Here is a 22,294-nt window from a genome sequence, read left to right as displayed (position 1 = left end):
ACAACAAAGTCGAGATTACTGCATCACCGCAAAAATGGTTTCGCAGGTTATTGTTTTCATGAAAAAAAACGGCTCCCCTGGGGGAGCCGTCTGATTGAGAGGCTTTCGCATCCTCCTGCGCGGCGGGGCGTTCGCGCCCCGCCGCGGGGGTCGTGTCAGCCCTTGTCCGGGTTCTTCAGGTTCGCGTCAAGGAAGTTCACGACCTTGGTGTACCACTCCACCTGGTTCTCCAACTTGCGGAACCCGTGGCCCTCGTCCTCCTTGATGATGAGCTCGTACTCCACATCGTGGGCCTTGAGCTTCTCCTCGAGCTTGAGGGCGTGGTCGATCACCACACGCGGGTCTTCCTCGCCGTAGCCCATCAGTAGCGGCACGCGGATCTTTTCGACGTGGTTGATCGGCGAGCGCGCGGCCATGTCGGCACGCTCCTCGGGATCGTCGTAATCGCCTATGGTCCGTTTCATCTCTGCCCGCAGCATCTTCCACTGGGCCGGCATGGTCTCGAACAGCAGCGGAATATCGGTGACGCCGACGTAATTGATGGCGCACTGATACAGCTCCGGCGTGAACGTGATGCCGGCCATGGCCGCGTAGCCGCCGTAGCTCGCGCCGTAGATGCAGACACGGTCGGGGTCGGCGATGCCCTCGTCGACGGCCCACTGCACGGCGTCGGTGATGTCGTTCTGCATCTCGGCGCCCCACTTGCCCCAGCCGGCCTTGTCGAATTCCTGGCCGTAGCCCGTGGACCCGCGGAAGTTGACCTGTAACACCGCGTAACCCCGGTTGGCCAGCAGCTGCACCTCCGGATTGAAGCCCCAGGTGTCCCGCGCGCGTGGGCCGCCGTGGGGATTCACCACCAGTGGCAGGCCCTTGCCGTCGCTGTCCGGGGGCAGGGTGAGGTAGGCCGGCAGGGTCAGGCCGTCCCGTGCCTCGATGTCCACCGGCTCCATCTTCGCCAGCTTCTCTTCGGGCAGCCACTCGTAGGCGATGGCCAGCTGCTCCATCTTGTTCGTCTCCCGGTCGAACAGGTAGTACTCGGCGGGATTGCGGTCACTCCAGACCGTGAAGACGAACTGATCTTCGGCCTTCGTTGCGCTGGACAGCGACACCTGCTTCTCCGGGAAGGCGGCCTTGATGGACTTCATCATCCGCTCCCATTCCGGGTCCACGTAGTGGTAGCCGGGCTTGTCGGCGTTGTATGTGATCATCACGGCGTCGTCCTTAACGTCCGAGGCGACGACTCCGCCGACATCGACTTCCGGATGCTCGAAGATCAGCTTGCCGAGCTTCCTGTTTTCGAGGTCGTACTCGTAGATGGCCGCCTTGTCCCGTTCCTTGCCGTCGGGCGTGACGTTGGAGCGCACCCACATCCGCTCGCCGTCGTCGCTGATCCACGCTGGCGTGAAACCGCCTTCCGCCACCTTGAACTCGATCAGCGTGGTCCAGTCATCCTTCTCGGATTCGCGGTAGAGCACCTTGCGCTTGCCGTCTTCCAGAGCGACGGCGCCGATGATCTCGCCCTCGTCGTTCGGCAGCCAGCCGACGATGTTGCCCGGGTTGCGCTCGACGTTGCGCATCTTGCCGTTGTAGATATTCATGCGCTTGACGTCCTGGACCACCGTGTCGTGGTACTGGCGCGGCACGGATACCAGGACCTCGTCCTTGTCGTCGTCCAGCGTGTTCAGTACCGAGGCGGTGAGAACGACGAAGCTGCCGCCGCGGATCTGGGTCTCGGCCGGCTCGATCAGCGTACGCGGCCTGGAGCCGTCCTTGTTCACGGCGAAGATGCCGAAGGACTCGTTACCGTCGTTGTCCATGAAGAACAGAATGCGGTCGTCGTTCGCCCACATGTAGCCGCTGACGTCGCGATCCTTCACGCCGGTGATGGCCGCGGCCTCCCGGGTCTCCAGATTGATGACCGCGATGTTTCGGCGGTCGTTCTCGAACAGCGGTGTCACGGCAGCGAGGTACTGGCCGTCCGGCGACAGCTGGAAGCTCGTGAACAGCGAGCGCTTGAAGAAATCCTCGACCGGAATCTCTTCGACGGCCATGGCCGGCGCTGCGAGCATGAGGGCGGCCGCCAGTGCCGCGAGATAACAGTTGATCCTTTTCATGTCTGCTCCTGGTAGACCTTGTTCATATTGGAAGCCTGTAGGAGGACCTTCAGGCCCGACAACCGCATCGGTATCGAGCCGAGGAAATATGGCCGTGGCAATCGGGCCTGAAGGCCCTCCTACGTTCTTGGGTTGCGACCGATAGTAGCCAAAGAAAGTTTCCGAGGCGAGACAATGGACTTGTCAGGCCGTCGACATGGGGTCATCTCCCCGTCTCTTGGACGGCGTGACCCACATATACGCGCCGGCGGGGCTCGATGCCGAGCTGCGCCGCGACGCCGGCATTGAGTTCCAGCACGGCGCTCACCGGACCGCGTGAGTAAACGGACTCCAGCGAGAGCGGCTCGGTGTGTGATGCCACGTTGGCGACCGTGCCGTCCGCCCTGATGAACACCATATCCAGCGGGATCAGGGTGTTCTTCATCCACATGGATACGCGCCGCTCGCCGGGGTAGAGGAACAGCATGCCCCGGTCGTCGGGCATCGCAGGCACGTGCATGAGACCGCGGGCCCGCTGGGCGGAATTGAGCGCCAGCCAGACTTCGATCCTGTGGCAGGCCAGGCGGCCCTCGACGGTAATGACGGCGCGGCCGAAGGCGGCATCCAGTGCCGACGTGGATTCGTCGCCCGGGTTTTCGCCGGCGGCCGGGCCGCTCGCGAGGAGAAGCGCGAGGGCGACGAGCGCGAATCGGCTCATGGCGACAGCGGGTCCTGCGACGGCGCCCAGTCGATGCGGCCGCGGAATTCGAGCTCGTCCAGGCTGATGCTCCCCGGGCCGTTCAGCGCGGGCAGGGCGGCCGTGCAGTAGACCCGGCCGCTCACCGCGCGGGTATCCTCCGGTCCGGGCGCGGGTTCCTGCCGGGTGACGTCGGCCCAGCACTGCTTGCCGCTGTTGGAGTAGAAGCGGCTGGAATGCTCGTCGATGACCGTGACGGTGGCGGCCCGGCCCGTGACGGTCTCGTCCGGGTCCAGTCCGTCGATGCCGACGATGATCACCAGGTCGGCGTCCGTGGGGGCGATGCGCCGGGCGAAGCGCAGCCGGGCCCCGGCGCCGTCCGGCCGCGGCATGCCCTCGCATTCCAGGGCGTCGCCCCGCCAGTTCAGCGGCGCATCGATGGCGCCGTACAGCCGTCCGGCGAGATAGCCGCCGCCGTCCTCAAGGCAGGATCTCCCTGCGGCATCGGCAAGGGTCCCGGCGGCAGTGCCGGCAGGAGCGTCTTCCCCTTCACCGGCGCAGGCGGAGGCGCCCAGCAGCAGGCAGAGCACCGGCAGCAGCGAATTTTTGCCGCCGGCCGCGGTCCACAGAAGTCCGCCGGGGCGCGGGGCGGCCCGGCCATGGCGACGGCTTTCTGATAAAGGGAATACCATGCAGCGAGAGTCCCCGTCCGGTGCGCAGGCCGGTGAAGGTTTGGCGCGCGACGCCGCCAATCCTACAATGTCGCGCCCCTTCGGTGCGGAGGAAACCGTGGATCTGTACGAGAAATTCCAGGCCCTGGAGAACCATGTCAGCGGCCTGATCATCGGCCAGCAGCACCTGGTCAATCGGATGCTGATCGCCCTGCTCTGCGACGGACACCTGCTGGTGGAAGGTGCGCCCGGCCTGGCCAAGACCCGGGCCATCAAGGTGCTGTCCCAGTCCATCGAGGGCGATTTCCATCGCCTGCAGTTCACGCCGGATCTGCTGCCCGCCGACCTCACCGGCACCGAGATCTACCGTCCCCAGGACGGCACCTTCCAGTTCCGCGCCGGGCCGCTGTTCCACAACCTCATCCTCGCCGACGAGATCAACCGGGCGCCGGCCAAGGTGCAGTCCGCGCTGCTGGAGGCGATGGAGGAACGCCAGATCACGGTCGGCAGCAAAACCTATCCACTGCCGCCGCTGTTCATGGTGATGGCGACCCAGAACCCGATCGAGCAGGAAGGCACCTACCCGCTGCCGGAGGCCCAGCTCGACCGGTTCCTGATGCACGCGGTCGTGGACTATCCGAGCGCCGAGGACGAGCGCCGCATCCTGGTGCTGAACCGGGAGGAGGCGAAGGCCCGCGCGTCGGATCCCTTCAGCCCGCCGGCCGAGCTGCCCGAAGCCGACGTGATGGCGGCCCGCGGCGAGATCCTGAGACTGCATCTGGCCGACGAGCTGGAGCGCTACATCGTGGACATCGTGCTTGCCACCCGGGACCCGGAGCGGATCGAGCGCGAACTGGCCGGCGCCGTCCAGTTCGGCGCGAGTCCGCGGGCGAGCATCGCCATCGACCGCACCGCCCGCGCCCACGCCTGGCTGCGCGGCCGCGACTACGTGGGGCCCGACGACATCCAGGCGGTGACGCCGGACGTGCTGCGCCACCGGGTGCTCCTCAGTTACGAGGCCGAGGCCGACGGACTCACCCCGGATGCCTTCATCGACGGGTTGATCGCCGGCGTCGGCGTACCCTGAGCGGAGGGGGAGACGTCAGCGGTATGGGGCAGGCATCCCAGGCAACAGCATCCGGTCCGGCGGCCGGCGAGTCCCCGGTCCGCGTCACCCAGGCGGAGTTGATCCGCCTGGCCGCGCCGGCTCGCCTGCTGAGCCTGGATGCCATGCGCGCCCGCGCGCGGCGCGGCGGCCAGTACCTCTCCCACTTCAAGGGCCGCGGCATGGAGTTCGCCGAGGCCCGGCCTTACCAGGACGGCGACGACCCGCGCAACATCGACTGGCGGGTGACGGCGCGCACCGGCAAGCCGTTCACAAAGCTGTTCCGCGAGGAGCGGGAGCGACCGGTGCTCCTGTGGCTGGATCTGCGCGCGGCGATGCACTTCGCGACCCGGGGGCGGTTCAAGTCGGTGCTCGCGGCCCGAGCGGCAGCATTACTCGCCTGGGTGGCGGCGGGCCACGGCGACCGGGTGGGCGGGTTCCTGTTCGCGGAAGGCTTCCATCGCGAGCTGAGGCCCCGGCTCGGCCGCCGGGCCGTGCTCCGTTTCCTGCACGAGACGGCCGCGGCCCCGGTCTGGGAGCGCGAAGATTTCGATTTGTCACAGAGTGCCACCGCCGTGGAGTCCGCCATGGGCGGCCTGCGCCAGGTGGCCAAGACCGGCAGCCTCGTGGTGCTGTTCAGCGACTTCCGGGACTTCGGCGAGTCCGCCCGGCGTTGCCTGGCGGACATCGGCCGGCACAACGACGTGATCGTGTTCTTCCTGCACGATCCGCTGGAGGAAGCGTTGCCGCCGCCGGGGCGCTACCGGGTGCGCGACGGCCGCGGCGAGGCCACGCTGGAGACGGACAGCCGCCGCCTGCGGGAGCGCTACGCCGACGAGTTCCGCCGCCGCCGCGACGAGATGGTCACACTGTTCGAGCGCTACCGCATGCGCTGGGTGGATGCCTCCACCGGGGACGATCCGATGGAGCTCCTGTCCCGCGTGCTCGGCCAGCGGCCGCGCTGAGGAGGCGACGATGTCCCCCGCCGAGCTACCGCTGAGAGATATCCACCTGCCGGAGCCGGTGGGCTGGTGGCCGCCGGCGCCGGGCTGGTGGGCGCTGCTGGCGCTCGTGCTGGCGGGTGCGGCCGCGTGGGCGTGGCTCGCCTGGCGGCGCCGGACCCGGGTCCGGCGGGCGGGTTTGGCGGAACTCAAACGCATCGAGAAGAACTATGCAGCCCACGGCGACGTCGCGCAGCTCGCGAAGGACCTCTCCACCCTGATGCGGCGCGCCGCGATCACGGCGGATGGACGCCGCCGGGTCGCCGGCGTGACCGGGGATGAATGGCTGGCCTGGCTCGACGGCGGCCTTTCCGGTCGGCCGTTCAGCGAGGGCCCCGGCCGCTGCCTCGCCGATGCACCGTACTGCCCGGATCCCGAGGAACGGGTGGTCGACGCCATGGCGCTGCTCGGACTCTGCCGGGCGCGGCTGAGACACCTGGAGGCCGGCGAGTGACGTGGCTCGGCGATATTCCGGCCTGGCTCACCGAGGTCCGTTTCGCGTGGTCCTGGCTCTTCCTGCTGCTGCCGCTGCCGGTGCTCGTGCGCTGGCTGCTGCCGCCGGCGGCGGGTGCCGACAGAGCGGCGTTGCGAGTGCCGTCCACGGCGCTGTTCCCCCATGCAGAGGGCACCGAGCGCGGCTTCGCGCTGCGCCCGCGGCTGCTCATCGGGGCGCTGGCATGGGTGCTGCTGGTGGTCGCCGCGGCCCGCCCGCAGGTGACGGGCGATGCGCTGGAGGCGCCGGTGACCGGCCGCAACCTGATGCTGGCGGTGGATCTGTCGGGCAGCATGGAGGCCCGCGACTTCACGCTGGGTGGTCGCACGGTGAATCGGCTCTCCGCCACGAAGGCGGTCGCCGGCGAGTTCATCGACCGGCGCGAGGGCGATCGCCTCGGCCTGATCCTGTTCGGCGAGCGCGCCTACCTGCAGGCGCCGCTGACCTTCGACCGGGAGACGGTGAAGACGCTGTTGTTCGAGGCGGTGATCGGACTGGCCGGCGAGAAGACGGCCATCGGTGACGCCATCACGCTGGCGGTGAAGCGCGTCCACGACGAGAGCCAGAGCGGCGTGGCCGAGGGCGAGCAGGTGCTGGTGCTGCTGACCGACGGCGCCAATACGGCCGGCGCCATCAGCCCGCTGAAGGCGGCCGAGCTGGCCGGCCAGGTGGGGCTGAAGATATACACCATCGGCATCGGCGCCGAGACCATGGAGATACCCTCGCTGCTCGGCAACCGCATGCGCCAGGTGAACCCGTCGCTGGACCTCGACGAGGAGACGCTGACGCGCATTGCAGAGACCACCGGCGGGCGCTATTTCCGCGCCACGGACACCGCCTCGCTGCAGGAGATCTACCGCATCCTCGACGAACTGGAGCCGGCGGCGACGGACGAGGGCGGCATGCGGCCGGTGGTCGACATCTTCTACTGGCCGCTCGGCGGTGCGTTCACGCTGATGCTGGCGAGCCTCGCGCTGCAGGCCCTGTCGGGCGCGTTCGCCGCGTCCCGGCCGGTCTCGCCGCAGGAGGGTCTGCCCGGTGCCGGCTGAGTTCCACTTCCTGCGCCCCTTGTGGCTGCTGGCCATACCGGCGGTGCTGGCGCTGGCCTGGTGGCTTGCGAGCCGGCGCCTCGACGTAGGCAGCTGGCGCGCCGTAATCGACGAGCGCCTGCGCCCCTACGTGCTCGACGATCGGGGCACCGCTGCCCGCGGTCGCGGACCGTACTGGCTGGTGGCGGCCATCGGCGTGCTCGCCTCCGTCGCCCTGGCAGGGCCGGCCTGGGAGCGGCAGAAGCAGGAGCTGTACCGGGGCGGCGACTCGTTGGTGGTGGCGCTGGACCTGTCGCGCTCCATGGACGCGGCGGACGTGGCGCCCAGCCGGCTGGCCCGGGCGCGGCTGAAACTCCTCGATCTGCTGGAGCGCCGGCAGGAGGGACAGACCGCGCTTATCGTCTATTCGGCCCACGCCTTCACGGTGACGCCGTTGACCGACGACGTGGACACCATCGCAGCGCTGGTGGGCAGCCTGAGCACGGACATCATGCCGAGCCGGGGCAGCCTGCCGGAGCGGGCGCTCGCGAAGGCGCGGGAGTTGCTGGAGCAGGCGGGTGCGAGCCGCGGCCACGTGCTGCTGATCGGCGACGGCGCGGCCGGCGAATCGGTGCGCGCGGCCGCGGCGCTGCGGGATGCCGGCTACCGGGTGTCGGTGCTGGGCGTGGGCACGGCAGAGGGCGGACCGCTGCCGAAAGCGGACGGCGGTTTCGTCACGGACCAGTCCGGTCGCATGGTGCTGCCGGCGCTGGAAGAGAGCCTGCTGCAGGAGATCGCCATCGCCGGCGGCGGCATCTACCACCGGCTGAGCGTGGACGACGGCGACCTCGAGGCGGTGCTCGCGGCGATGGGCCCGGGCGTCGCCGGCACCCGGGCCGGCGATGAAGGCAACGGACGGGAGTTCTTCACGGAACTCTGGCACGACCGGGGTCCCTGGCTGGTGCTGGCGCTGCTGCCGCTGGCCGCGCTGGCGTTCCGCCGGGGCTGGCTGCTCGTGCTCGTCGTGCTGGCGATGCCGCTGCCGCGGCCGGCCGAGGCAGCGGAGTGGCAGGACCTGTGGCTCACCCCGGACCAGCAGGCCTCGCGCGCACTGGAAGAGGGCCGTGCCGGCGAGGCGGCCGAACTGTTCGAGGATCCTGCGTGGGAGGCGGCCGCCCGCTATCGGGCCGGCGACTATGCGGCCAGCGCGGAGGCGTTCGCCGGACTGGACACCGTGGACGCCGCCTACAACCGTGGCAACGCGCTCGCCCGGCAGGGTGAGTTCGAGGCCGCGATCGAAGCCTACGAGCAGGCGCTGGCGGCCGAGCCGGACCACGAGGATGCCCGCCATAACCTGGATCTGCTGCGACAGCTCCAGCAGCAACAGCAACAGCAACAGCAGCCCGGCGGCGAGGGCGAGTCCGGCGACGGTCAGGACGGCCAGCAGAGCCAGGACGGCCAGCAGCAGTCCGCGGAGAATCAGCAGCAGGCGGGCGAGGACGGCGAGTCCGGCGGCGCGCGGCAGGACGGCGAGCCGGCCGGCGAACAGGGCGCGGACGGCAGCAGCCAGGCCGAGGCCGACGGCCGGTCCAGTCCTGCGGATGCGGAAGAGCAACGGGCCATCGAGGAACTCCGCGAAGAAATGCGCCGTGCCGCCGAAGCCGCGGAGGCGGGAGAAGACGGCGGCGAGCGCTCGCGCCGCATGGCGGCCGCCTCCGGTGACGAGCGCAGCCGGCAGGAGCAGATGCAGGCGATGGAGCAGTGGTTGCGCCGGGTGCCGAACGACCCGGGCGGTCTGCTGCGGCGCAAGTTCCGCGATCAGTATCAGCGCGAGGGCCGCGACCAGGACGGCAACCCGTTGTGGACGGAACAGGAAGAGGTGCAGCCGTGGTGAGCAGGTCCCGAGTCATTGCCGCAGCCTCCGCAAAATCCGCCATGGTCGCGCTCGTGAGTGCGGTCGCAATGCTGCTGCCGACGCTGGCGCTCGCGTCGGTGACGGCGACCGTGGATCGCCGCGACGTCCGCATCAACGAGTCGTTCACGCTGAAGGTGCAGGTGGGGGGGGACGTGACCGGCGAACCGGACCTGACCGTGCTCGAGGAGGACTTCGACGTCCTCAGCGAGAACCGCACCTCGAGCACGACCATGGTCAACCGCCAGGTGAGCCGATCGCGCACCTGGACGGTTTCGCTGATGGCCAGGCGCACCGGCGAGCTGACCATACCGGCGTTCACGATAGGCGGCGATTCCAGCGAGCCCATCACCGTCACGGTGAAGGAGATCGAGGAGGCGCCGCCCGGCGAGGCGGACATCTTTCTCGTCGCGGAAGTGGATGCGCGGGAGACCTGGGTGCAGGCCCAGGTCGTCTATTCGGTGAAGATATTCGTCGGCGTGTCGTCGCGCCAGCCGCGCCTGGTGCAGCCGTCGTTCGACGGGGTGGAGGTGCTGGTGCAGCCCTTCGACGACGATCGCCGCTACGATTCGGTGATCGGCGGGCGCACCTACACGGTGCTGGAGCGCCGCTACGCGCTGTTCCCCCAGGCCAGCGGCACGCTGGAGATCGGCCGGGCGCGCTTCGAGGCCCGCCTGCTCGATCAGGGCATGCGCACCGTGCGCAAGGTGTTCACGTCGGAACCCGTGACCGTGGAGGTGCAGCCGATCCCGCCGCCGCCGGCGTCGTACCCCGACGCGGCCTGGCTGCCCGCCGTCGACGTCAGTCTCGATGAGGAATGGGAGCCGTCCAGGGGCCCCGTGACCGCCGGCGAGCCGGTGGCGCGGCGCATCGAGTTGCGGGCGACCGGGCTGCTGGCGAACCAGCTGCCGGGGCTGGACCTGCCGGCGCCGGACGGGGTGCGCAGCTACTCGGATCAGCCGGAACTGGAGACGCTGGGCGTGGAAGATGGGGTGCTCGGCATTCGCCGGGAGAGTTTCGCGCTGGTGGCCTCCGAGGCAGGCCAGGTGGAGTTCGAGGCGCTCGAGGTGCCGTGGTGGGACGTGCGGGCGGCCGAGTGGAAGATCGCCACCCTGCCGCCCCGTGCGCTGGAGGTGCTGCCGGGCGCCGCTGCGGAACCGGCGGCGCCGCCGCCCGAGCTGCCCGCGGCGATGCAGCCGACGTCGTCTGCTGCGGGGGAAGGATTCTGGTACCGGATGAGTCTGATCCTCGCCGGCGGCTGGGTGCTGACGCTGATCGGCTGGTGGTACGCCCATCGCACCCGGCGCGTGCGCCCGGTGCCGCGGGAGGCGCCGAGATTTCGCCAGGAGGCGCGGCGGCTGAAGGCGGTGAAAGAGGCGTGCAATCGCGGCGATTCCGCCGCGGCCATCGACGCACTGCTGGCCTGGGGCGCCGTGCGCTGGCCCGAATCGCCGCCGCGCTCGCTGGGCGAGCTCGCGGAACGCCTGCCGTCGGAGGCCGCGGAAGAAATCGAGTTTCTCAATCGTTCGCGCTACGGCGGTTCCGCCAGCACCTGGGACGGCCGGGCCCTCGGCCGTCAGCTGGAAGCGATGACCCGGGGCGGCCGCCGGCGCGGCGCCAGCGAGGCGGACGAAGTCCTCGATCACCTCGCCTGAATCGACCGGCGCCGGAAATGCCGGAACCCGCGCAAGAACCGGGTGGTGCCGGCTGCCGGGCGCCACTATCCTCGCTGCCATGACGACACCTCTCAGACAAAGCGATTACGCGCGGGTGGAGCGGGCCATCGCCTTCATGGATGCCCATTACCGGGACCATCCCACGCTCTCGCAGATTGCGGCGGTGGCCGGCGTCAGCCCGGCCCACTTCAGCCGCCTGTTCCGCCGCTGGTCCGGGCTCTCGCCCCTGCGCTATCTGCGTCGCCTGTCGCTGGTGAGCGCCGAGGCGGACCTGCTGGCCGACGCCAGCGTCGAGGAGGCTGCCTGGGGAGCGGGCCTGTCGGGGCCGGGGCGGCTGCACGACCTGTTCGTCAGCATCGAGGCCGTGTCCCCCGGCGAGTTCAAGAGCGGCGGCGCCGGCGTGACGCTGCGGGCGGGCACCGGCGATACGCCTTTCGGCCGCGCTTTCCTTGCGCGCAGCCCCCGGGGGATCGTCGAGCTCGGCTTCGCCGGCGAACGGTCCGAGGCCGAGCTGCTGGCGGAGCTCGCCGGCGCCTGGCCCGGTGCGCGCATTACGCGCGACCCGGAGGCCGGCGCCGTGCTCGACGGGATCTTCCGCAGCGGTGCATGCGAACACGTGCTGCACGTCCGCGGGACCAACTTCCAGCATCAGGTCTGGCGGGCGCTGCTCGCCGTGCCGCCGGGCGAGACGACCGACTATGCAGAACTCGCCGCACGCGCAGGCCGCCCGGGGGCGTCCCGCGCCGTCGGCAACGCGGTCGGCGCCAACCCCGTGGCCTGGCTGATCCCCTGTCATCGGGTATTGCGGCGCAACGGCGCACTGGGCGGCTATCGCTGGGGCCCGGACCGCAAGCGAGCCATGCTCGCTTGGGAGCGCTGCCAGCCGTCATCGGAGCCCGCCGCGGTCTGACTGCTGCGCTGCCCGGTGGTATCCTGCGCGGCCTCCTTCCGCCGCCGCCGGTCCGTTAATGAGCCTGCCGCACATCGCGCTCGTCCTCGCCGTCAATCTCGTCTTCGGCTTCAACCTGGTGGCGGCCAAATTCGTCATGGAGCAGCTGCCGCCGCTCGCATTCGCCTCGCTGCGTTTCCTGCTCCTGTTTCTGGTGCTGTTCCCGGTGCTGAAGATCATCCGCGGGCGCATGCTGCTCATCACCGGCGTGGCGCTCAGCATGGGCGCGCTGCACTTCACGCTGATCTACCAGGGGCTGGCGCTGGCGGACGACGTCTCCACGGTGGCGATCGCGCTGCAGCTCGCGGTGCCGTTCTCCACCGTCCTGTCCGTCCTCTTCCTCGGCGAGCAGGTGCGCTGGAAGCGCTGGACCGGCATCGCGCTGTCGTTCGCCGGCGTGATGATCATCGGCTTCGACCCGCGGGTGCTCGGCTACCTGCCCGCGCTCGCCTTCGTGATCGCCGGTGCCCTCATGGCGGCCAGCGGCATGCTGCTCATGAAGAAGCTGGAGGGCGTCAGCGTTTTCGAGCTGCAGGGCTGGCTCGCGACCATCTCCTGGCCGCTGCTGGCGGCTGCCTCCTTCGGCCTGGAGGACAACCAGGCGGCGGCCATCGCCGGCGTCGATACGATGGGCTGGGCGGCGGTCGGGTTCTCCGCCATCGGTGCCAGCCTGTTCGGCCACGGCGCCACCTACTACCTGGTGCAGCGCTACGACGTCTCGCTGATCTCGCCGCTGATGCTCATGTCGACCCTGTTCGGCGTGATGTTCGGCGTGCTGCTGCTGGACGACCAGCTCACGCTCAGGATCGTCCTCGGCGGCGTGCTGACGCTGGGCGGCGTGCTGCTGATCACGCTGCGCTCGCCGACCCAGCCGGCGTCGGCGGCGCTGGACCAGCCGAGCGTCTCCGGCGCGAAGCGCCGGTAGGAGGGCCTTCAGGCCCGATCAATCGCGGCTGAAGCCGCTCCTACCATTGTCCGTTGGCTCCAGTCGGCCCGGACGACCCCACGACCCTTATCCACCCGCAGGGCGGCCAGGAAAGAAGGAATCGGGCCTGAAGGCCCTCCTACAGCCGGGTCGGGCCTGAAGGCCCTCCTGCATGGGGTTACCAGTGGCCCGTGTTGCCCATAGACGCCCAGGGTTCCTCAGGTGCCAGCGCGTCGCCCTTCTGCAGCAGTTCGATGGAGATGTTGTCGGGCGAGCGCACAAAGGCCATGCGGCCGTCGCGGGGCGGGCGGTTGATGGTCACGCCGGCGTCCATGAGCTGCCGGCAGGTGTCGTAGATGTTCTCCACCTGGTAGGCGACGTGGCCGAAGTTGCGGCCCTCGCCGTATTCCTCCGGGTCCCAGTTGAAGGTGAGCTCGAGCGGGCATTCCTCGTTGCCGGGCGGCGCGACGAAGACCAGCGTGAAGCGGCCCTGTTCGCTGTCGTGGCGCCGGATCTCTCGCATGCCGAGCTTGTTGCAGTAGAAGTCCAGCGATTCGTCGAGATCGCTGACGCGTACCATGGTGTGCAGGTATTTCATCGTCACCCCGGCGGTCACTTGTGAAACGGTGAGCGGAACACCCATTATAGCGGCCCACGCGGCGAGGCCCGTCGCGAATCATCGATCGGATCCGGAATCCATGCTGAACAGTATCCGCGCACTGACCATCGACCTCGACGACACCCTCTGGGACGTGGCGCCGGTGATCCGCCGTGCCGAGGAGAAGCTCGGCGAGTGGCTGGCCACCCGTTATCCGCGCATCCCGCAGAGGTTCAAGCCGGCGGACATGCTGACGCTGCGACAGAAGATCGTGTCAGCCAACCCGGAGCAGGCCCACGACTTCCGTTTCCTGCGCCGTGAGGTCATGCGCGAGATGGCGCTGGCTGTGGGTTATGCGGAAACGCTCGCGGACGAGGCCTTCGAGGTGTTCGACCGCCACCGCAACGAGGTGGAGTTCTTCGAGGACGTGCTGCCGGCGCTGGAGCGCCTGCATCCCCGCTATCGGCTGGTGGCGGTCACCAACGGCAATGCGGACCTGCATCGCATCGGCGTAGGGCATCTGTTCCACGGCATCGTGACGGCGGTGTCGGCGGGGGCGCCGAAACCTCACCCGCAGATCTTCGCGCAGGCCATGCAGCACGCGCGCAGTGAGCCGGCCGAGGTGCTGCACGTGGGCGATCATCCCGATCACGATATCGAGGGCGCGCGCCGGGCGGGCATGCTGACGGTCTGGGTGAACCGCAGAGGAGAGCAGTGGCCGGACGAGCTGGAACCGCCCCACGCGGAAGTGCCGGACTTCGACGCCCTGCTGGACCTGCTCGGGACCGACTGAGGGCGGGCCGTGGCACGCCCCGTCATCATCTTCGTTCCCGGCATGAAGCCGAAGCCGGAGCCGGAACGCCATCGTGAGCAGATCTGGCGCACCATGCTCGAGGGCGTCCGCCGGGCGGACGCGGACGTCGCCGCTGCCATGTCCGACTGCGGCGACTGCCTGACGCTGGCGGACTGGACCTGGGTCTTCTACAACACCCACGCCGACATCGAGCCCGATCTCGTCGCCATCGAGGAATTACTGGCCACGCCCGGACCCACCGAAGAGGATGCCGCCGAGGCGCGCTCCTGGGGCAAGCGGCTCAAGCGTTTCGCCTACATCCTGGGGGACCTGCTGCCGTTCCTGATCCCCCACCTGGCCGACGAGCGCATGCAGGTCACGTTGCAGGACGTGCGCCGGTATCTGAACGATGTCAGGGAGATCGGCCGGCGCGTGCGGCGCCGGCTGGAGATGCGTCTGGATGCCGCCTGGCGAGAGGGCCGACCGGTGTTGCTGATCGGCCATTCGCTCGGCTCCGTGATCGCCTGGGATGCCCTGTGGGAACTCTCCCGCGTCGACGGTCATCCCGGCAGAGTGGATCTTTTACTCACTCTCGGCAGCCCGCTCGGCCAGCGCTTCGTGCAGCGCCGGCTGAAGGGCCGGGACGCCGACGGGGCCGAGCGCTACCCGGATAATATCCGCCGCTGGGTGAACGTGGCGGCCATCGGCGAACTCACGGCACTCGACCGCTCGTTCCGCCGCGACTACCGGGAGATGCTCGCCGCGGGGCTGATCGCGGACATCGAGGACTACGAGGTGCTGAACTTTTTCCGCAAGGACGGCGAGCTGAACGTGCACAGCGAGTACGGTTACCTGGTCAACCGCACCACCGGCGGCATCATCGCCGACTGGTGGCGCTCCTCAACGGCAACGTAGGAGGGCCTTCAGGCCCGACCGGCCCTGCCGGACTCCGTTCTTTCCTGGCCGCCCTGCGGGGGTACCCATCTTGCTCCCGACAAAAGGTCGCGGCGATGGATACCCCCGCATGACGGCCGTGCTCGCGGTGGCGTGGAGGAACTGCCAGTCAGAAGCGCTTGCCCACCCGATGGCGCGCCTACGCCAAAAGAAAGTAATCGGGCCTGAAGGCCCTCCTACATGTCGTCCAGCTCGGGGCTGATGACGATATCGATGCGGCGGTTGCGTGCGCGGCCGTCCGCGGTCTCGTTGCTCGCGATCGGGCGGGTCTCGCCGTAGCCGGTGGCGCTCAACCGGTAGCTCGGCACGCGCAGCGCGTTGATCATGTATTGCATCACGGCATCGGCCCGCGCCTGGGAGAGGCGTACGTTGCTCTCGTCGCCGCCGTAGCTGTCGGTGTGGCCCTCGACGGTCAGCTGGCTGCGCGGGAAGACGTTGATGGCGGCTTCCACCTTCTCCATCAGGGGGTAGTGCTCGGCTTCCAGCGACGCGCTGCCGCTCGGGAAGCTCAGACCGACCAGGCGCAGCGTCACGTCGTTGCCCTCGCGGAAGACCTGGGCCTCGTCGCGCTCGAACATCTTCTCCACCTGGGCGAACTGTTCCCGGATGCGGTTCTGCGCCTGCAGTCGCTCCATCAGCTCACGGCGTTCCTCGGTGGCGCCGCCCAGCCGCTGGTCCAGGATGCGGAGTTCCTCTTCCATCTCGGCCACCCGCGAGACGCTGTCGGCGAGATCCTGTTCCAGCGACTGATTGCGGGAGCGCAGATTCTCGACGTAAGCGACCAGCTCTTCCGTGAGTTCCTCGCTGCCGTCGACCAGGTCGGGCACGATGTCGGCGGCGCCGGCCACCGCGGTCAGGGCGCGCTCCCAGGAGAGGATGAGTTCCTCCACGGTCAGCTCGTCGTCGCGGACGTCGCGGACCACGTCGGCCAGCCGGATGGCGTGCCGGGCCTCGTAGTTGGCCTGGCGGGCGAGGCTGCGGGGCAGGTCGGTGTCGTAGCGGTTCTCGTTCAGCTCCTTCTCGGCCTGCTGCAGCAGGCGCTTGGAGCGCGCGAGCGTGACCGGCGCGTAGCGCTCGACCCGGGCGCGGTCCGCTTCCTCCAGCAGCCGGCGGGTCTCGCTCAGGTAACGGCTCTTGATGGCGGAGAGCTCGGCGTCCCGGTAGAGACTCTCGGCCTCGCCGGCCCGCTCCTGCGCGTCCTGCAGGTCGCCGCTCTCGAGTTCGCGGATGGCGTCGCCGAACTTCTCCTCCGCGTCTTCCCAGATGGGAGCCGAGCGCGCGGGAGCCTCGGCCTTGCGCGCATCCTGGCGCGTCTCGATCACCGTGGCCAGCGTGATACGGGCGAGTTCCGCCGCCTCGGCGGCCTCGCGGAATTCCTGCTCGGCGTCGGCCAGCTTGCCGCGGATGTAGTCGACGCTGCGTCCGCGGTCGAGGCCGGCCTCCGCGGCCTCGTAGTCCCTGACGCCTCGCTCCCAGTGCCGGGGCGAGAACAGGGAAGCCTGGAGTTTCTCCGCGGCCGCGCGCGCGGCGTCGGCGTCCTCGAACAGGGCGGCTCGGAGTTCCTGCGCGCCGGCGGTCGCGGCGGCCAGGGTCAGAAAGCACAGGAGGAGAGAGAGCGGGCGGGTAACGAAGCGCGGCATCGGTATTTCCTCGGGACTCCGGCCGGTCACCGGCGGAGCCTTTCCATGGCGGAGTTGCAGGGATGACTGGGTCGATAGTGTTACGTCGCTGGAGGGGCGTTGCAACCAAACCGCTCCCGGCTGCATCAAGTAACAGTAAGGAGCCCGAAAACGGGCGCAGCGGGAGGGAGCCGGATCATGAATCATCTGCAGCGACAGAGCAGGGCGATAACGGAGCAGGAGCAATGGCGCGGGTGCTGTCCGCCGGGACCCATTATGCGGCCCTGGGGTATGCAGAAGGGGATGAAGAAGGGCGATTCTGTGCAGCGGCTCACAGAAACGCCGCGGCCCGGGTGCCTATCCTCGGGCACATGGGAAGACACTGTGCCCAGTACTACGCGGAGTTCGTCCTGAGGGAGGGCGGCAGCCGGGACGCCGACGAATACAGCGGTATCGTCGAGCTGTGCCGGCCGGCCGGCGCCGACGTGGAGCCCGAGGACATCGAGGCGCTGCTGGCGCACAACTTCGAACTCGACGCCGACTGCGTCCAGCTGCTGCGCTGGGCCAGGGTGCACTAACCAGCGGCAGGACGCGGCGCAGCCGCGAACGTTTCTCTCCAGGCTTCCGAGCCTCCCGTTGATACGCCCGGCTTGGCCGGGCGTTTTTTTGCCGGCCGCCCCGGGTCAGGCCTCGAATACCATCTCGTAGCCGGCGTACTTGCGTACGTTCAGCACGCCGCTGTCGAGGATGAGGTACTGCCCCTTGACCCCGAGCAGGGTGCCGGTGACCGCCGGCGTCTTGTCCAGGTTCAGCGCGCGCACCTTGTCCGGGTACTCGCTGACGGGGTACTCGATCACCACTTCCTCCGCGTCCGCGACCCGCTCGATGGCGTCGGCGCCGAACTCGGCGGCGATGGCATCGAGCTCCTGCTCCGCGAGCTTCAGCAGTTCGTCCCGGCTGTCCGCGAGAGCGCGCGGTTCCGGGTCGCCCTTCAGCATGCGGCGCCAGTCCGTCTTGTCGGAGACGTGGCGGCCGATGGCCACCTCGGCCAGGCCGGCTACGCGGCGGCTCGCCACCCGCAGGACGGGCAGCGCCTGGCGGGCACCCTGATCGATCCAGCGTGTGGGCACCTGGGAGGCGCGGGTGATGCCCACCTTCAGCCCGGAGGAGTTGGCCAGGTAGACGACGTGGGAGCGCATGCAGTTGGCCTCGCCCCAGTCCGGCTCGCGGCAGGTGCCTTCGTGGAAGTGGCAGCGCTCCGGGCGCACGATGCAGATGTCGCAGCGGGCGAGCCCCCGGGCACAGGGGAAGCAGTAGCCCTGATTGAAGCTCTTTGAGGTCTTGCGCCCGCAGGCCATACAGTGGATGGCGCCGGTGTGGGTGAGAGCGATCTCCCGGCCGAGGTAGGCGTTCAGGGGCTCCTCGCTGTCGTCCAGCGGCAGCCGGTAGCTCACGGGCGCACTGTGCTCGGTGCGCATTTTTCTCAGGTGACCTTGCAATGGCATGACGCGGCTCCGGGGAGGCGTGTGACGACACAAGTGCGACAGAGTTTGATGCCGCGGTGCGGCATGCGACAATAGCCGGTCAGCTTCCGGATGGCCAGAAGGCCAGGGACCCATGACAGAAAAGACCGAAGGATTCCGCGGCATTCCCATCGTCGAGGGCAACGCCCGCGGCGGCGCCCGCAGCGGCGAGAAATACCGGACGGACGCCGGCTTCACCGCGATCAAGAACGGCATCAAGACCGGCCGTGAAGAGCAGCCCGTGACCCGCGGTGGCAAGCCGCGCTGGCTGCGGGCCAAGATGCCCGCCGGCCGGAAGTACTCCGCCGTGAAGCAGACCGTGCGCGACAACCGGCTCAGCACCGTCTGCGAGGAATCGATGTGTCCGAACATCGGCGAGTGCTGGAATGCCGGCACCGCCACCATCATGGTGATGGGCTCGGTGTGCACGCGCGCGTGCCGCTTCTGCGCCGTGGATACGGGCAACCCGCGGGGCTGGCTGGACTCCGAGGAGCCCGCCAACACCGCCCGCGCGGTCGAACTCATGAATCTCAACTACGTGGTGCTCACATCCGTGGACCGGGACGACCTGCCCGACGGAGGCGCCTCCCACTACGCGGCGTGCGTGCGGGAGATCAAGGCACTCCGGCCGCAGACCGCGGTGGAGGCCCTCACGCCTGACTTCGACGGCGACACCGCGGCGGTGGAGCTGCTGGTGGATTCCGGGCTGGAAGTCTTCGCCCAGAACGTGGAGACCGTGCGCCGGCTCACCCATCCCGTGCGCGACCCCCGCGCGGGTTACGACAAGACCCTGTCCGTGCTCGCGCACGCGAAGCGCTACCGGCCCGACGTGCTCACGAAGACCAGCCTGATGCTGGGCCTCGGCGAGACCGACGAGGAGATCTACGAGACGATGGACGACCTGCGCGCCATCGACGTGGACATCCTCACGCTCGGGCAGTACCTGCAGCCGACCCGCAATCACCTGTCGGTGGAGCGCTTCGTCTCGCCGGAGGAATTCGCCCGCTACCGGGAAGCCGGCCTGGCGAAGGGATTCCTGGAGGTCGTGGCCGGGCCGCTGGTGCGATCGAGCTACCGGGCCGAGCGGGTGCTGGAGCAGAACAACGTGGGCATAGCCACAGAGGCGAGCGAGGCGGCCTCGGCCGCCTCCTGACGCGGGGACCGCCGGATGGAAGACTTCTTCGCCAATTACGGCCTGTTTCTGGCCAAAACGATCACCTTCGTCGCTGCCGTGCTGGTAGTCATTGCCGCCGGCGCGGCGGCCTCGCGCAAGGTCTCGGGCGGCGAGGGCCTGAAGGTCGAGAATCTGAACGAGCGGTACCGCAAGCTGGCGGGCACGCTCAAGCGCAGCGTGGTCAACCGCAAGGCCGCGAAGGCGCTCGCCAAGGCCGAGAAGGCGGCGGCCAAGAAGGCGGCCAAAAGCGCCGCGAAGAGCGATGAGGCCCGCCCGCGCACCTTCGTGGTCGACTTCAAGGGAGACATCAAGGCGACGGGCGTTGCCGCTCTGCGCGAGGAGGTGAGCGCGGTGCTCGCCGTCGCCGGGGAAGGCGACGAGGTGCTGCTGCGGCTGGAGAACGCCGGCGGTATGGTCCACGAGCACGGCCTGGCCGCATCCCAGCTGGTGCGTCTGCGCGAGGCCGGCGTGAAGCTCACCGTGGCCGTGGACCGGGTGGCCGCCAGCGGTGGCTATCTCATGGCCTGCATCGCCGACCGCATCGTCGCGGCGCCGTTCGCCATTCTGGGCTCCATCGGCGTGCTGGCCCAGCTGCCGAACTTCAACCGCATGCTGGACAACCACGGCGTGGAGTTCGAACAGATCGCCGCCGGCAAGTACAAGCGCACGGTCACGATGTTCGGCAAGAACACCGAGGAGGACCGGGACAAGCTGCGTCAGGAACTCGAGGACGTGCACCGGCTGTTCCAGGATGCCGTCGGCCGTTATCGGTCCGACCTGGATATGGAGAAGGTGGCCACGGGCGAGCACTGGTACGGCACCCAGGCCATCGAGCTGTCGCTGGCCGACGAACTCGCCACCAGCGACGAGCTGCTGGTGAAGGCCGTCGTGGACAGGGACGTCTACAAGGTCACCTACGAGATCAAGCAGCCGCTGCCGAAAAAGGTGCTGCACTCCATGGACGCCCTCGCCGAGCGCGCCGCCGACATCCTGTGGCGGCGCCTGCAGGAGAGCCGCTACCTGCGTTGAGCGCCCGGCGCCGGCCTGGTTTAGAATCCGACGGGAGGCACTCCGGAGCCTTCCCCCGGGGCGCCGCGGCCGGAACTCGGCCGGGCGCCGCCAGTCTGAATGAGCACCGAGACCCGACGAGCACCGCCATGAAGCAGACCCGTTCGCTCCAATCGTTCCAATCGTTCCGATTGTTCCGATTGTTCCAATCACTCCAATGGTTTCGATTGACCGCCGCCGGCCTGATCGCCGCCGGCCTCGTCCTGGCAACCGCCTGCGCCACGTCGCCGACGGGTCGCAGTCAGCTGATCCTGAAGTCCGATGAAGAGCTCCAGGCCCAGGGAGAGGCGGCGTTCACCCAGCTCAGGGCGGAGATGCCGCTGTCCACCGACCGGGCCACCATCGACTTCGTCGCCTGCGTGGCCAATGCCATCGTCGGCCAGCTCGAGGGTGAGATGGCGGCGCTGAACTGGGAACTGGCGGTGGTGGAACGCCCCGAGGTGAACGCGTTCGTGCTGCCCGGCGGCAAGATCACGGTATTCACCGGCCTGCTCGACGTGACCGAAAACGACGACCAGCTGGGCGCCGTCATGGGACACGAGGTGGCGCACGTGACGGCGCGTCATCCGAACGAGCGGGCCTCGCGGGCGCTGGCCACCGGTTACACCGTGGGTTTCCTGGGCGCCATCGTGGGCGGTACGCCGATGGCCAACCGCAGCGCGTCCACGGCCATCCAGATGGCCGCCCAGCTGGGCATCACGCTGCCGTTCACCCGCACGCAGGAGCGTGAGGCGGACATCGTCGGCATCGAATACATGGCCCGCGCCGGCTTCGACCCCCGGGAGAGCGTGGAGCTGTGGAAGAACATGCGCGAGAAGAACAAGGGCGAGCCGCCCGAGTTCCTCTCCACCCACCCCTCCAGCGAGGACCGCATCGACAAGCTGGTCGCGCACTACCCGGTGGCGCTGAAGCTGTATAACGACGCGCGTGCCGCCGGCAAGGCTCCCGATTGCGGCGCGCGGCCGGCGATCGAGAAGCCGGAGTCCTGACCCGGGGCGTGCTGGTCCGCGCAACCGACACCGGCCTCGCCTGCGCGGCCGGCGGCTTCCACATCGACCCCTGGCGTCCGGCGCAGACGGCGCTCATCACCCACGCCCACGCCGACCATGCCCGGCCGGGCTCGCAGGTCTATTACGCGGGTGCGCCCGGGGTCGGCCTGTTGCGCAAACGCCTCGGCGCCGACGCCGACATCCGCGCAGTCGGCTGGGGCGAGCGCATCGCGTTCGGCGACACCACGGTGTCCTTCCATCCCGCCGGCCACGTGCTCGGTTCCGCCCAGATCCGCATCGAGGGCGAGGAGGGCGTCTGGGTGGTATCCGGCGACTACAAGCGGGATCCGGATCCCACCTGCACGCCGTTCGAGGTCGTGCCCTGCGATACCTTCATCACCGAAGCCACCTTCGCGTTGCCCGTGTACCGCTGGAAGCCGGGCCACGAGACCGCGGCCGAGATCCACGACTGGTGGCAGGGCAACGCGGCATCCGGACGGCCGTCGGTGCTGTTCTGCTACGCGCTCGGCAAGGCCCAGCGGGTGCTGGCCGAACTGACCGCATACACGGACCGGTGCGTGTACGTGCACGGCGCCGTGGACGCGCTGGTGGAGGTCTACCGGGAAGCCGGCGTCGCCATGCTGCCGACGGAGAAGGTGGACCTGCGCCGCAAGGGGGACTACGCCGGCGAGCTGATCGTCGCGCCGCCCGGCGCGGCCGGCAGCACCTGGATGCGCCGCTTCCGCCAGGCGAGTACCGGCTTCTGTTCGGGCTGGATGCGCATCCGCGGCCAGCGCCGACGGCGGGGCTACGACCGGGGTTTCGTGCTCTCGGATCACGCGGACTGGCCGTCGCTGCTCAGGACCATCGAGGAGACCGGCGCCTCCCGGGTGCTGGCCACCCACGGTCACACGGATGCGCTGGTGCGCCTGCTGCGGGAGCGCGGGGTCGACGCCGCCGCGCTGGAGACGCTGTACGAGGGCAGCGGCGATGACCAGTAAGGATCGGCACCGGGGGCGACGCCGG

The 22,294-nt window shown here is 69.1% G+C and carries 21 protein-coding genes; 15 read left to right on the top strand and 6 right to left on the bottom strand.

Annotation, left to right across the window (positions count from 1 at the left end; all coding sequences use genetic code 11):
- Window positions 1-155: 155 nt before the first annotated feature.
- The 3 genes from ACJMKZ_RS06200 to ACJMKZ_RS06190 all read right to left on the bottom strand — a co-directional run bounded on the left by ACJMKZ_RS06200 (window position 156) and on the right by ACJMKZ_RS06190 (window position 3,482).
- Window positions 156-2,114, bottom strand: coding sequence for a S9 family peptidase (locus ACJMKZ_RS06200; protein ID WP_405232319.1), 1,959 nt, complete (start codon window positions 2,112-2,114; stop codon window positions 156-158).
- 202 nt (window positions 2,115-2,316) lie between these two features.
- Window positions 2,317-2,811 (bottom strand): DUF192 domain-containing protein, encoded by a 495-nt coding sequence (locus tag ACJMKZ_RS06195; protein ID WP_405232318.1) that lies wholly within the window; start codon window positions 2,809-2,811, stop codon window positions 2,317-2,319.
- Window positions 2,808-3,482 (bottom strand): hypothetical protein, encoded by a 675-nt coding sequence (locus ACJMKZ_RS06190; RefSeq protein ID WP_405232317.1) that lies wholly within the window; start codon window positions 3,480-3,482, stop codon window positions 2,808-2,810. Before ACJMKZ_RS06190 ends, ACJMKZ_RS06195 begins: the two co-directional genes overlap by 4 nt.
- 67 nt (window positions 3,483-3,549) lie before the next feature.
- Here ACJMKZ_RS06190 and ACJMKZ_RS06185 point away from each other — a divergent pair, with 67 nt between their 5' ends.
- The 8 genes from ACJMKZ_RS06185 to ACJMKZ_RS06150 all read left to right on the top strand — a co-directional run bounded on the left by ACJMKZ_RS06185 (window position 3,550) and on the right by ACJMKZ_RS06150 (window position 12,550).
- Window positions 3,550-4,548 (top strand): AAA family ATPase, encoded by a 999-nt coding sequence (locus ACJMKZ_RS06185; protein ID WP_405233145.1) that lies wholly within the window; start codon window positions 3,550-3,552, stop codon window positions 4,546-4,548.
- A gap of 23 nt (window positions 4,549-4,571) precedes the next feature.
- Complete coding sequence (locus ACJMKZ_RS06180; protein WP_405232316.1) at window positions 4,572-5,531, top strand: DUF58 domain-containing protein; 960 nt, start codon at window positions 4,572-4,574, stop codon at window positions 5,529-5,531.
- Between the two features lie 10 nt (window positions 5,532-5,541).
- The gene (locus ACJMKZ_RS06175) at window positions 5,542-6,021 is read left to right on the top strand and encodes a DUF4381 domain-containing protein (protein ID WP_405232315.1); all 480 of its coding nucleotides are present in this window, start codon (window positions 5,542-5,544) and stop codon (window positions 6,019-6,021) included.
- On the top strand, window positions 6,018-7,109 hold the full coding sequence (locus ACJMKZ_RS06170; RefSeq protein ID WP_405232314.1) for a vWA domain-containing protein: 1,092 nt from the start codon (window positions 6,018-6,020) through the stop codon (window positions 7,107-7,109). Before ACJMKZ_RS06175 ends, ACJMKZ_RS06170 begins: the two co-directional genes overlap by 4 nt.
- Window positions 7,099-8,982: a VWA domain-containing protein gene (locus ACJMKZ_RS06165; RefSeq protein ID WP_405232313.1), complete on the top strand. Its 1,884-nt coding sequence runs from the start codon at window positions 7,099-7,101 to the stop codon at window positions 8,980-8,982. Before ACJMKZ_RS06170 ends, ACJMKZ_RS06165 begins: the two co-directional genes overlap by 11 nt.
- A 53-nt stretch (window positions 8,983-9,035) precedes the next feature.
- Window positions 9,036-10,655 (top strand): BatD family protein, encoded by a 1,620-nt coding sequence (locus tag ACJMKZ_RS06160; protein ID WP_405232312.1) that lies wholly within the window; start codon window positions 9,036-9,038, stop codon window positions 10,653-10,655.
- Window positions 10,656-10,734: 79 nt separating this feature from the next.
- Window positions 10,735-11,586: a methylated-DNA--[protein]-cysteine S-methyltransferase gene (locus tag ACJMKZ_RS06155; protein ID WP_405232311.1), complete on the top strand. Its 852-nt coding sequence runs from the start codon at window positions 10,735-10,737 to the stop codon at window positions 11,584-11,586.
- Between the two features lie 58 nt (window positions 11,587-11,644).
- On the top strand, window positions 11,645-12,550 hold the full coding sequence (locus ACJMKZ_RS06150) for a DMT family transporter (protein WP_405232310.1): 906 nt from the start codon (window positions 11,645-11,647) through the stop codon (window positions 12,548-12,550).
- Window positions 12,551-12,728: 178 nt separating this feature from the next.
- Here the strand turns inward: ACJMKZ_RS06150 and ACJMKZ_RS06145 are convergent, their stop codons facing one another.
- Window positions 12,729-13,148 (bottom strand): VOC family protein, encoded by a 420-nt coding sequence (locus ACJMKZ_RS06145; RefSeq protein WP_405232309.1) that lies wholly within the window; start codon window positions 13,146-13,148, stop codon window positions 12,729-12,731.
- Window positions 13,149-13,248: 100 nt separating this feature from the next.
- Here ACJMKZ_RS06145 and ACJMKZ_RS06140 point away from each other — a divergent pair, with 100 nt between their 5' ends.
- Together ACJMKZ_RS06140 and ACJMKZ_RS06135 are read left to right on the top strand one after the other, a co-directional pair.
- Window positions 13,249-13,941 carry an HAD family hydrolase gene (locus tag ACJMKZ_RS06140; protein ID WP_405232308.1) on the top strand — a complete coding sequence of 231 codons (693 nt, stop codon included), beginning with the start codon at window positions 13,249-13,251 and terminating at the stop codon, window positions 13,939-13,941.
- A 9-nt stretch (window positions 13,942-13,950) separates the two neighbouring features.
- Window positions 13,951-14,856, top strand: a complete 906-nt coding sequence (locus ACJMKZ_RS06135) for a lipase family protein (protein ID WP_405232307.1) — start codon at window positions 13,951-13,953, stop codon at window positions 14,854-14,856.
- A 215-nt stretch (window positions 14,857-15,071) separates the two neighbouring features.
- On the opposite strand, the gene ACJMKZ_RS06130 is transcribed toward ACJMKZ_RS06135, so the two are convergent.
- Entirely contained in the window at window positions 15,072-16,535 is a 1,464-nt protein-coding gene (locus ACJMKZ_RS06130) for an OmpA family protein (protein WP_405232306.1), read from the bottom strand.
- Window positions 16,536-16,885: 350 nt separating this feature from the next.
- Between ACJMKZ_RS06130 and ACJMKZ_RS06125 the strand changes: the two genes are divergently transcribed.
- Complete coding sequence (locus ACJMKZ_RS06125) at window positions 16,886-17,092, top strand: hypothetical protein (protein ID WP_405227244.1); 207 nt, start codon at window positions 16,886-16,888, stop codon at window positions 17,090-17,092.
- 105 nt (window positions 17,093-17,197) lie between these two features.
- On the opposite strand, the gene ACJMKZ_RS06120 is transcribed toward ACJMKZ_RS06125, so the two are convergent.
- Window positions 17,198-18,019 carry a DUF2797 domain-containing protein gene (locus tag ACJMKZ_RS06120; protein ID WP_405232305.1) on the bottom strand — a complete coding sequence of 274 codons (822 nt, stop codon included), beginning with the start codon at window positions 18,017-18,019 and terminating at the stop codon, window positions 17,198-17,200.
- A gap of 112 nt (window positions 18,020-18,131) precedes the next feature.
- On the opposite strand from ACJMKZ_RS06120, the gene lipA reads away from it, so the two are divergent.
- From lipA to ACJMKZ_RS06100, 4 genes are all read left to right on the top strand, one after another.
- Window positions 18,132-19,190, top strand: coding sequence for a lipoyl synthase (lipA, locus tag ACJMKZ_RS06115; protein ID WP_405232304.1), 1,059 nt, complete (start codon window positions 18,132-18,134; stop codon window positions 19,188-19,190).
- A 15-nt stretch (window positions 19,191-19,205) separates the two neighbouring features.
- Window positions 19,206-20,240 (top strand): protease SohB, encoded by a 1,035-nt coding sequence (gene sohB, locus ACJMKZ_RS06110; RefSeq protein ID WP_405232303.1) that lies wholly within the window; start codon window positions 19,206-19,208, stop codon window positions 20,238-20,240.
- A 206-nt stretch (window positions 20,241-20,446) separates the two neighbouring features.
- Window positions 20,447-21,268, top strand: a complete 822-nt coding sequence (locus ACJMKZ_RS06105) for a M48 family metallopeptidase (RefSeq protein WP_405232302.1) — start codon at window positions 20,447-20,449, stop codon at window positions 21,266-21,268.
- Window positions 21,269-21,276: 8 nt separating this feature from the next.
- The gene (locus ACJMKZ_RS06100) at window positions 21,277-22,269 is read left to right on the top strand and encodes a ligase-associated DNA damage response exonuclease (RefSeq protein WP_405232301.1); all 993 of its coding nucleotides are present in this window, start codon (window positions 21,277-21,279) and stop codon (window positions 22,267-22,269) included.
- Window positions 22,270-22,294: the final 25 nt, after the last annotated feature.

Origin of the sequence: Lentisalinibacter salinarum, assembly GCF_040706555.1 — a bacterium.
Classification (GTDB): Bacteria; Pseudomonadota; Gammaproteobacteria; order Steroidobacterales; family Woeseiaceae; genus Lentisalinibacter; species Lentisalinibacter salinarum.
Note: the sequence above shows the minus strand (reverse complement) of the source record. Positions and strands in the feature narration are given on the sequence as shown.

Bases quoted from the DNA above. Each gene is read 5' to 3' on its own strand.
- ACJMKZ_RS06200 (WP_405232319.1), bottom strand. From the start codon at position 2,114: ATGAAAAGGATCAACTGTTATCTCGCGGCACTGGCGGCCGCCCTCATG.
- ACJMKZ_RS06195 (WP_405232318.1), bottom strand. From the start codon at position 2,811: ATGAGCCGATTCGCGCTCGTCGCCCTCGCGCTTCTCCTCGCGAGCGGC.
- ACJMKZ_RS06190 (WP_405232317.1), bottom strand. From the start codon at position 3,482: ATGGTATTCCCTTTATCAGAAAGCCGTCGCCATGGCCGGGCCGCCCCG.
- ACJMKZ_RS06185 (WP_405233145.1), top strand. From the start codon at position 3,550: ATGTCGCGCCCCTTCGGTGCGGAGGAAACCGTGGATCTGTACGAGAAA.
- ACJMKZ_RS06180 (WP_405232316.1), top strand. From the start codon at position 4,572: ATGGGGCAGGCATCCCAGGCAACAGCATCCGGTCCGGCGGCCGGCGAG.
- ACJMKZ_RS06175 (WP_405232315.1), top strand. From the start codon at position 5,542: ATGTCCCCCGCCGAGCTACCGCTGAGAGATATCCACCTGCCGGAGCCG.
- ACJMKZ_RS06155 (WP_405232311.1), top strand. From the start codon at position 10,735: ATGACGACACCTCTCAGACAAAGCGATTACGCGCGGGTGGAGCGGGCC.
- ACJMKZ_RS06150 (WP_405232310.1), top strand. From the start codon at position 11,645: ATGAGCCTGCCGCACATCGCGCTCGTCCTCGCCGTCAATCTCGTCTTC.
- ACJMKZ_RS06145 (WP_405232309.1), bottom strand. From the start codon at position 13,148: ATGAAATACCTGCACACCATGGTACGCGTCAGCGATCTCGACGAATCG.
- ACJMKZ_RS06140 (WP_405232308.1), top strand. From the start codon at position 13,249: ATGCTGAACAGTATCCGCGCACTGACCATCGACCTCGACGACACCCTC.
- ACJMKZ_RS06130 (WP_405232306.1), bottom strand. From the start codon at position 16,535: ATGCCGCGCTTCGTTACCCGCCCGCTCTCTCTCCTCCTGTGCTTTCTG.
- ACJMKZ_RS06125 (WP_405227244.1), top strand. From the start codon at position 16,886: ATGGGAAGACACTGTGCCCAGTACTACGCGGAGTTCGTCCTGAGGGAG.
- ACJMKZ_RS06120 (WP_405232305.1), bottom strand. From the start codon at position 18,019: ATGCCATTGCAAGGTCACCTGAGAAAAATGCGCACCGAGCACAGTGCG.
- lipA (WP_405232304.1), top strand. From the start codon at position 18,132: ATGACAGAAAAGACCGAAGGATTCCGCGGCATTCCCATCGTCGAGGGC.
- sohB (WP_405232303.1), top strand. From the start codon at position 19,206: ATGGAAGACTTCTTCGCCAATTACGGCCTGTTTCTGGCCAAAACGATC.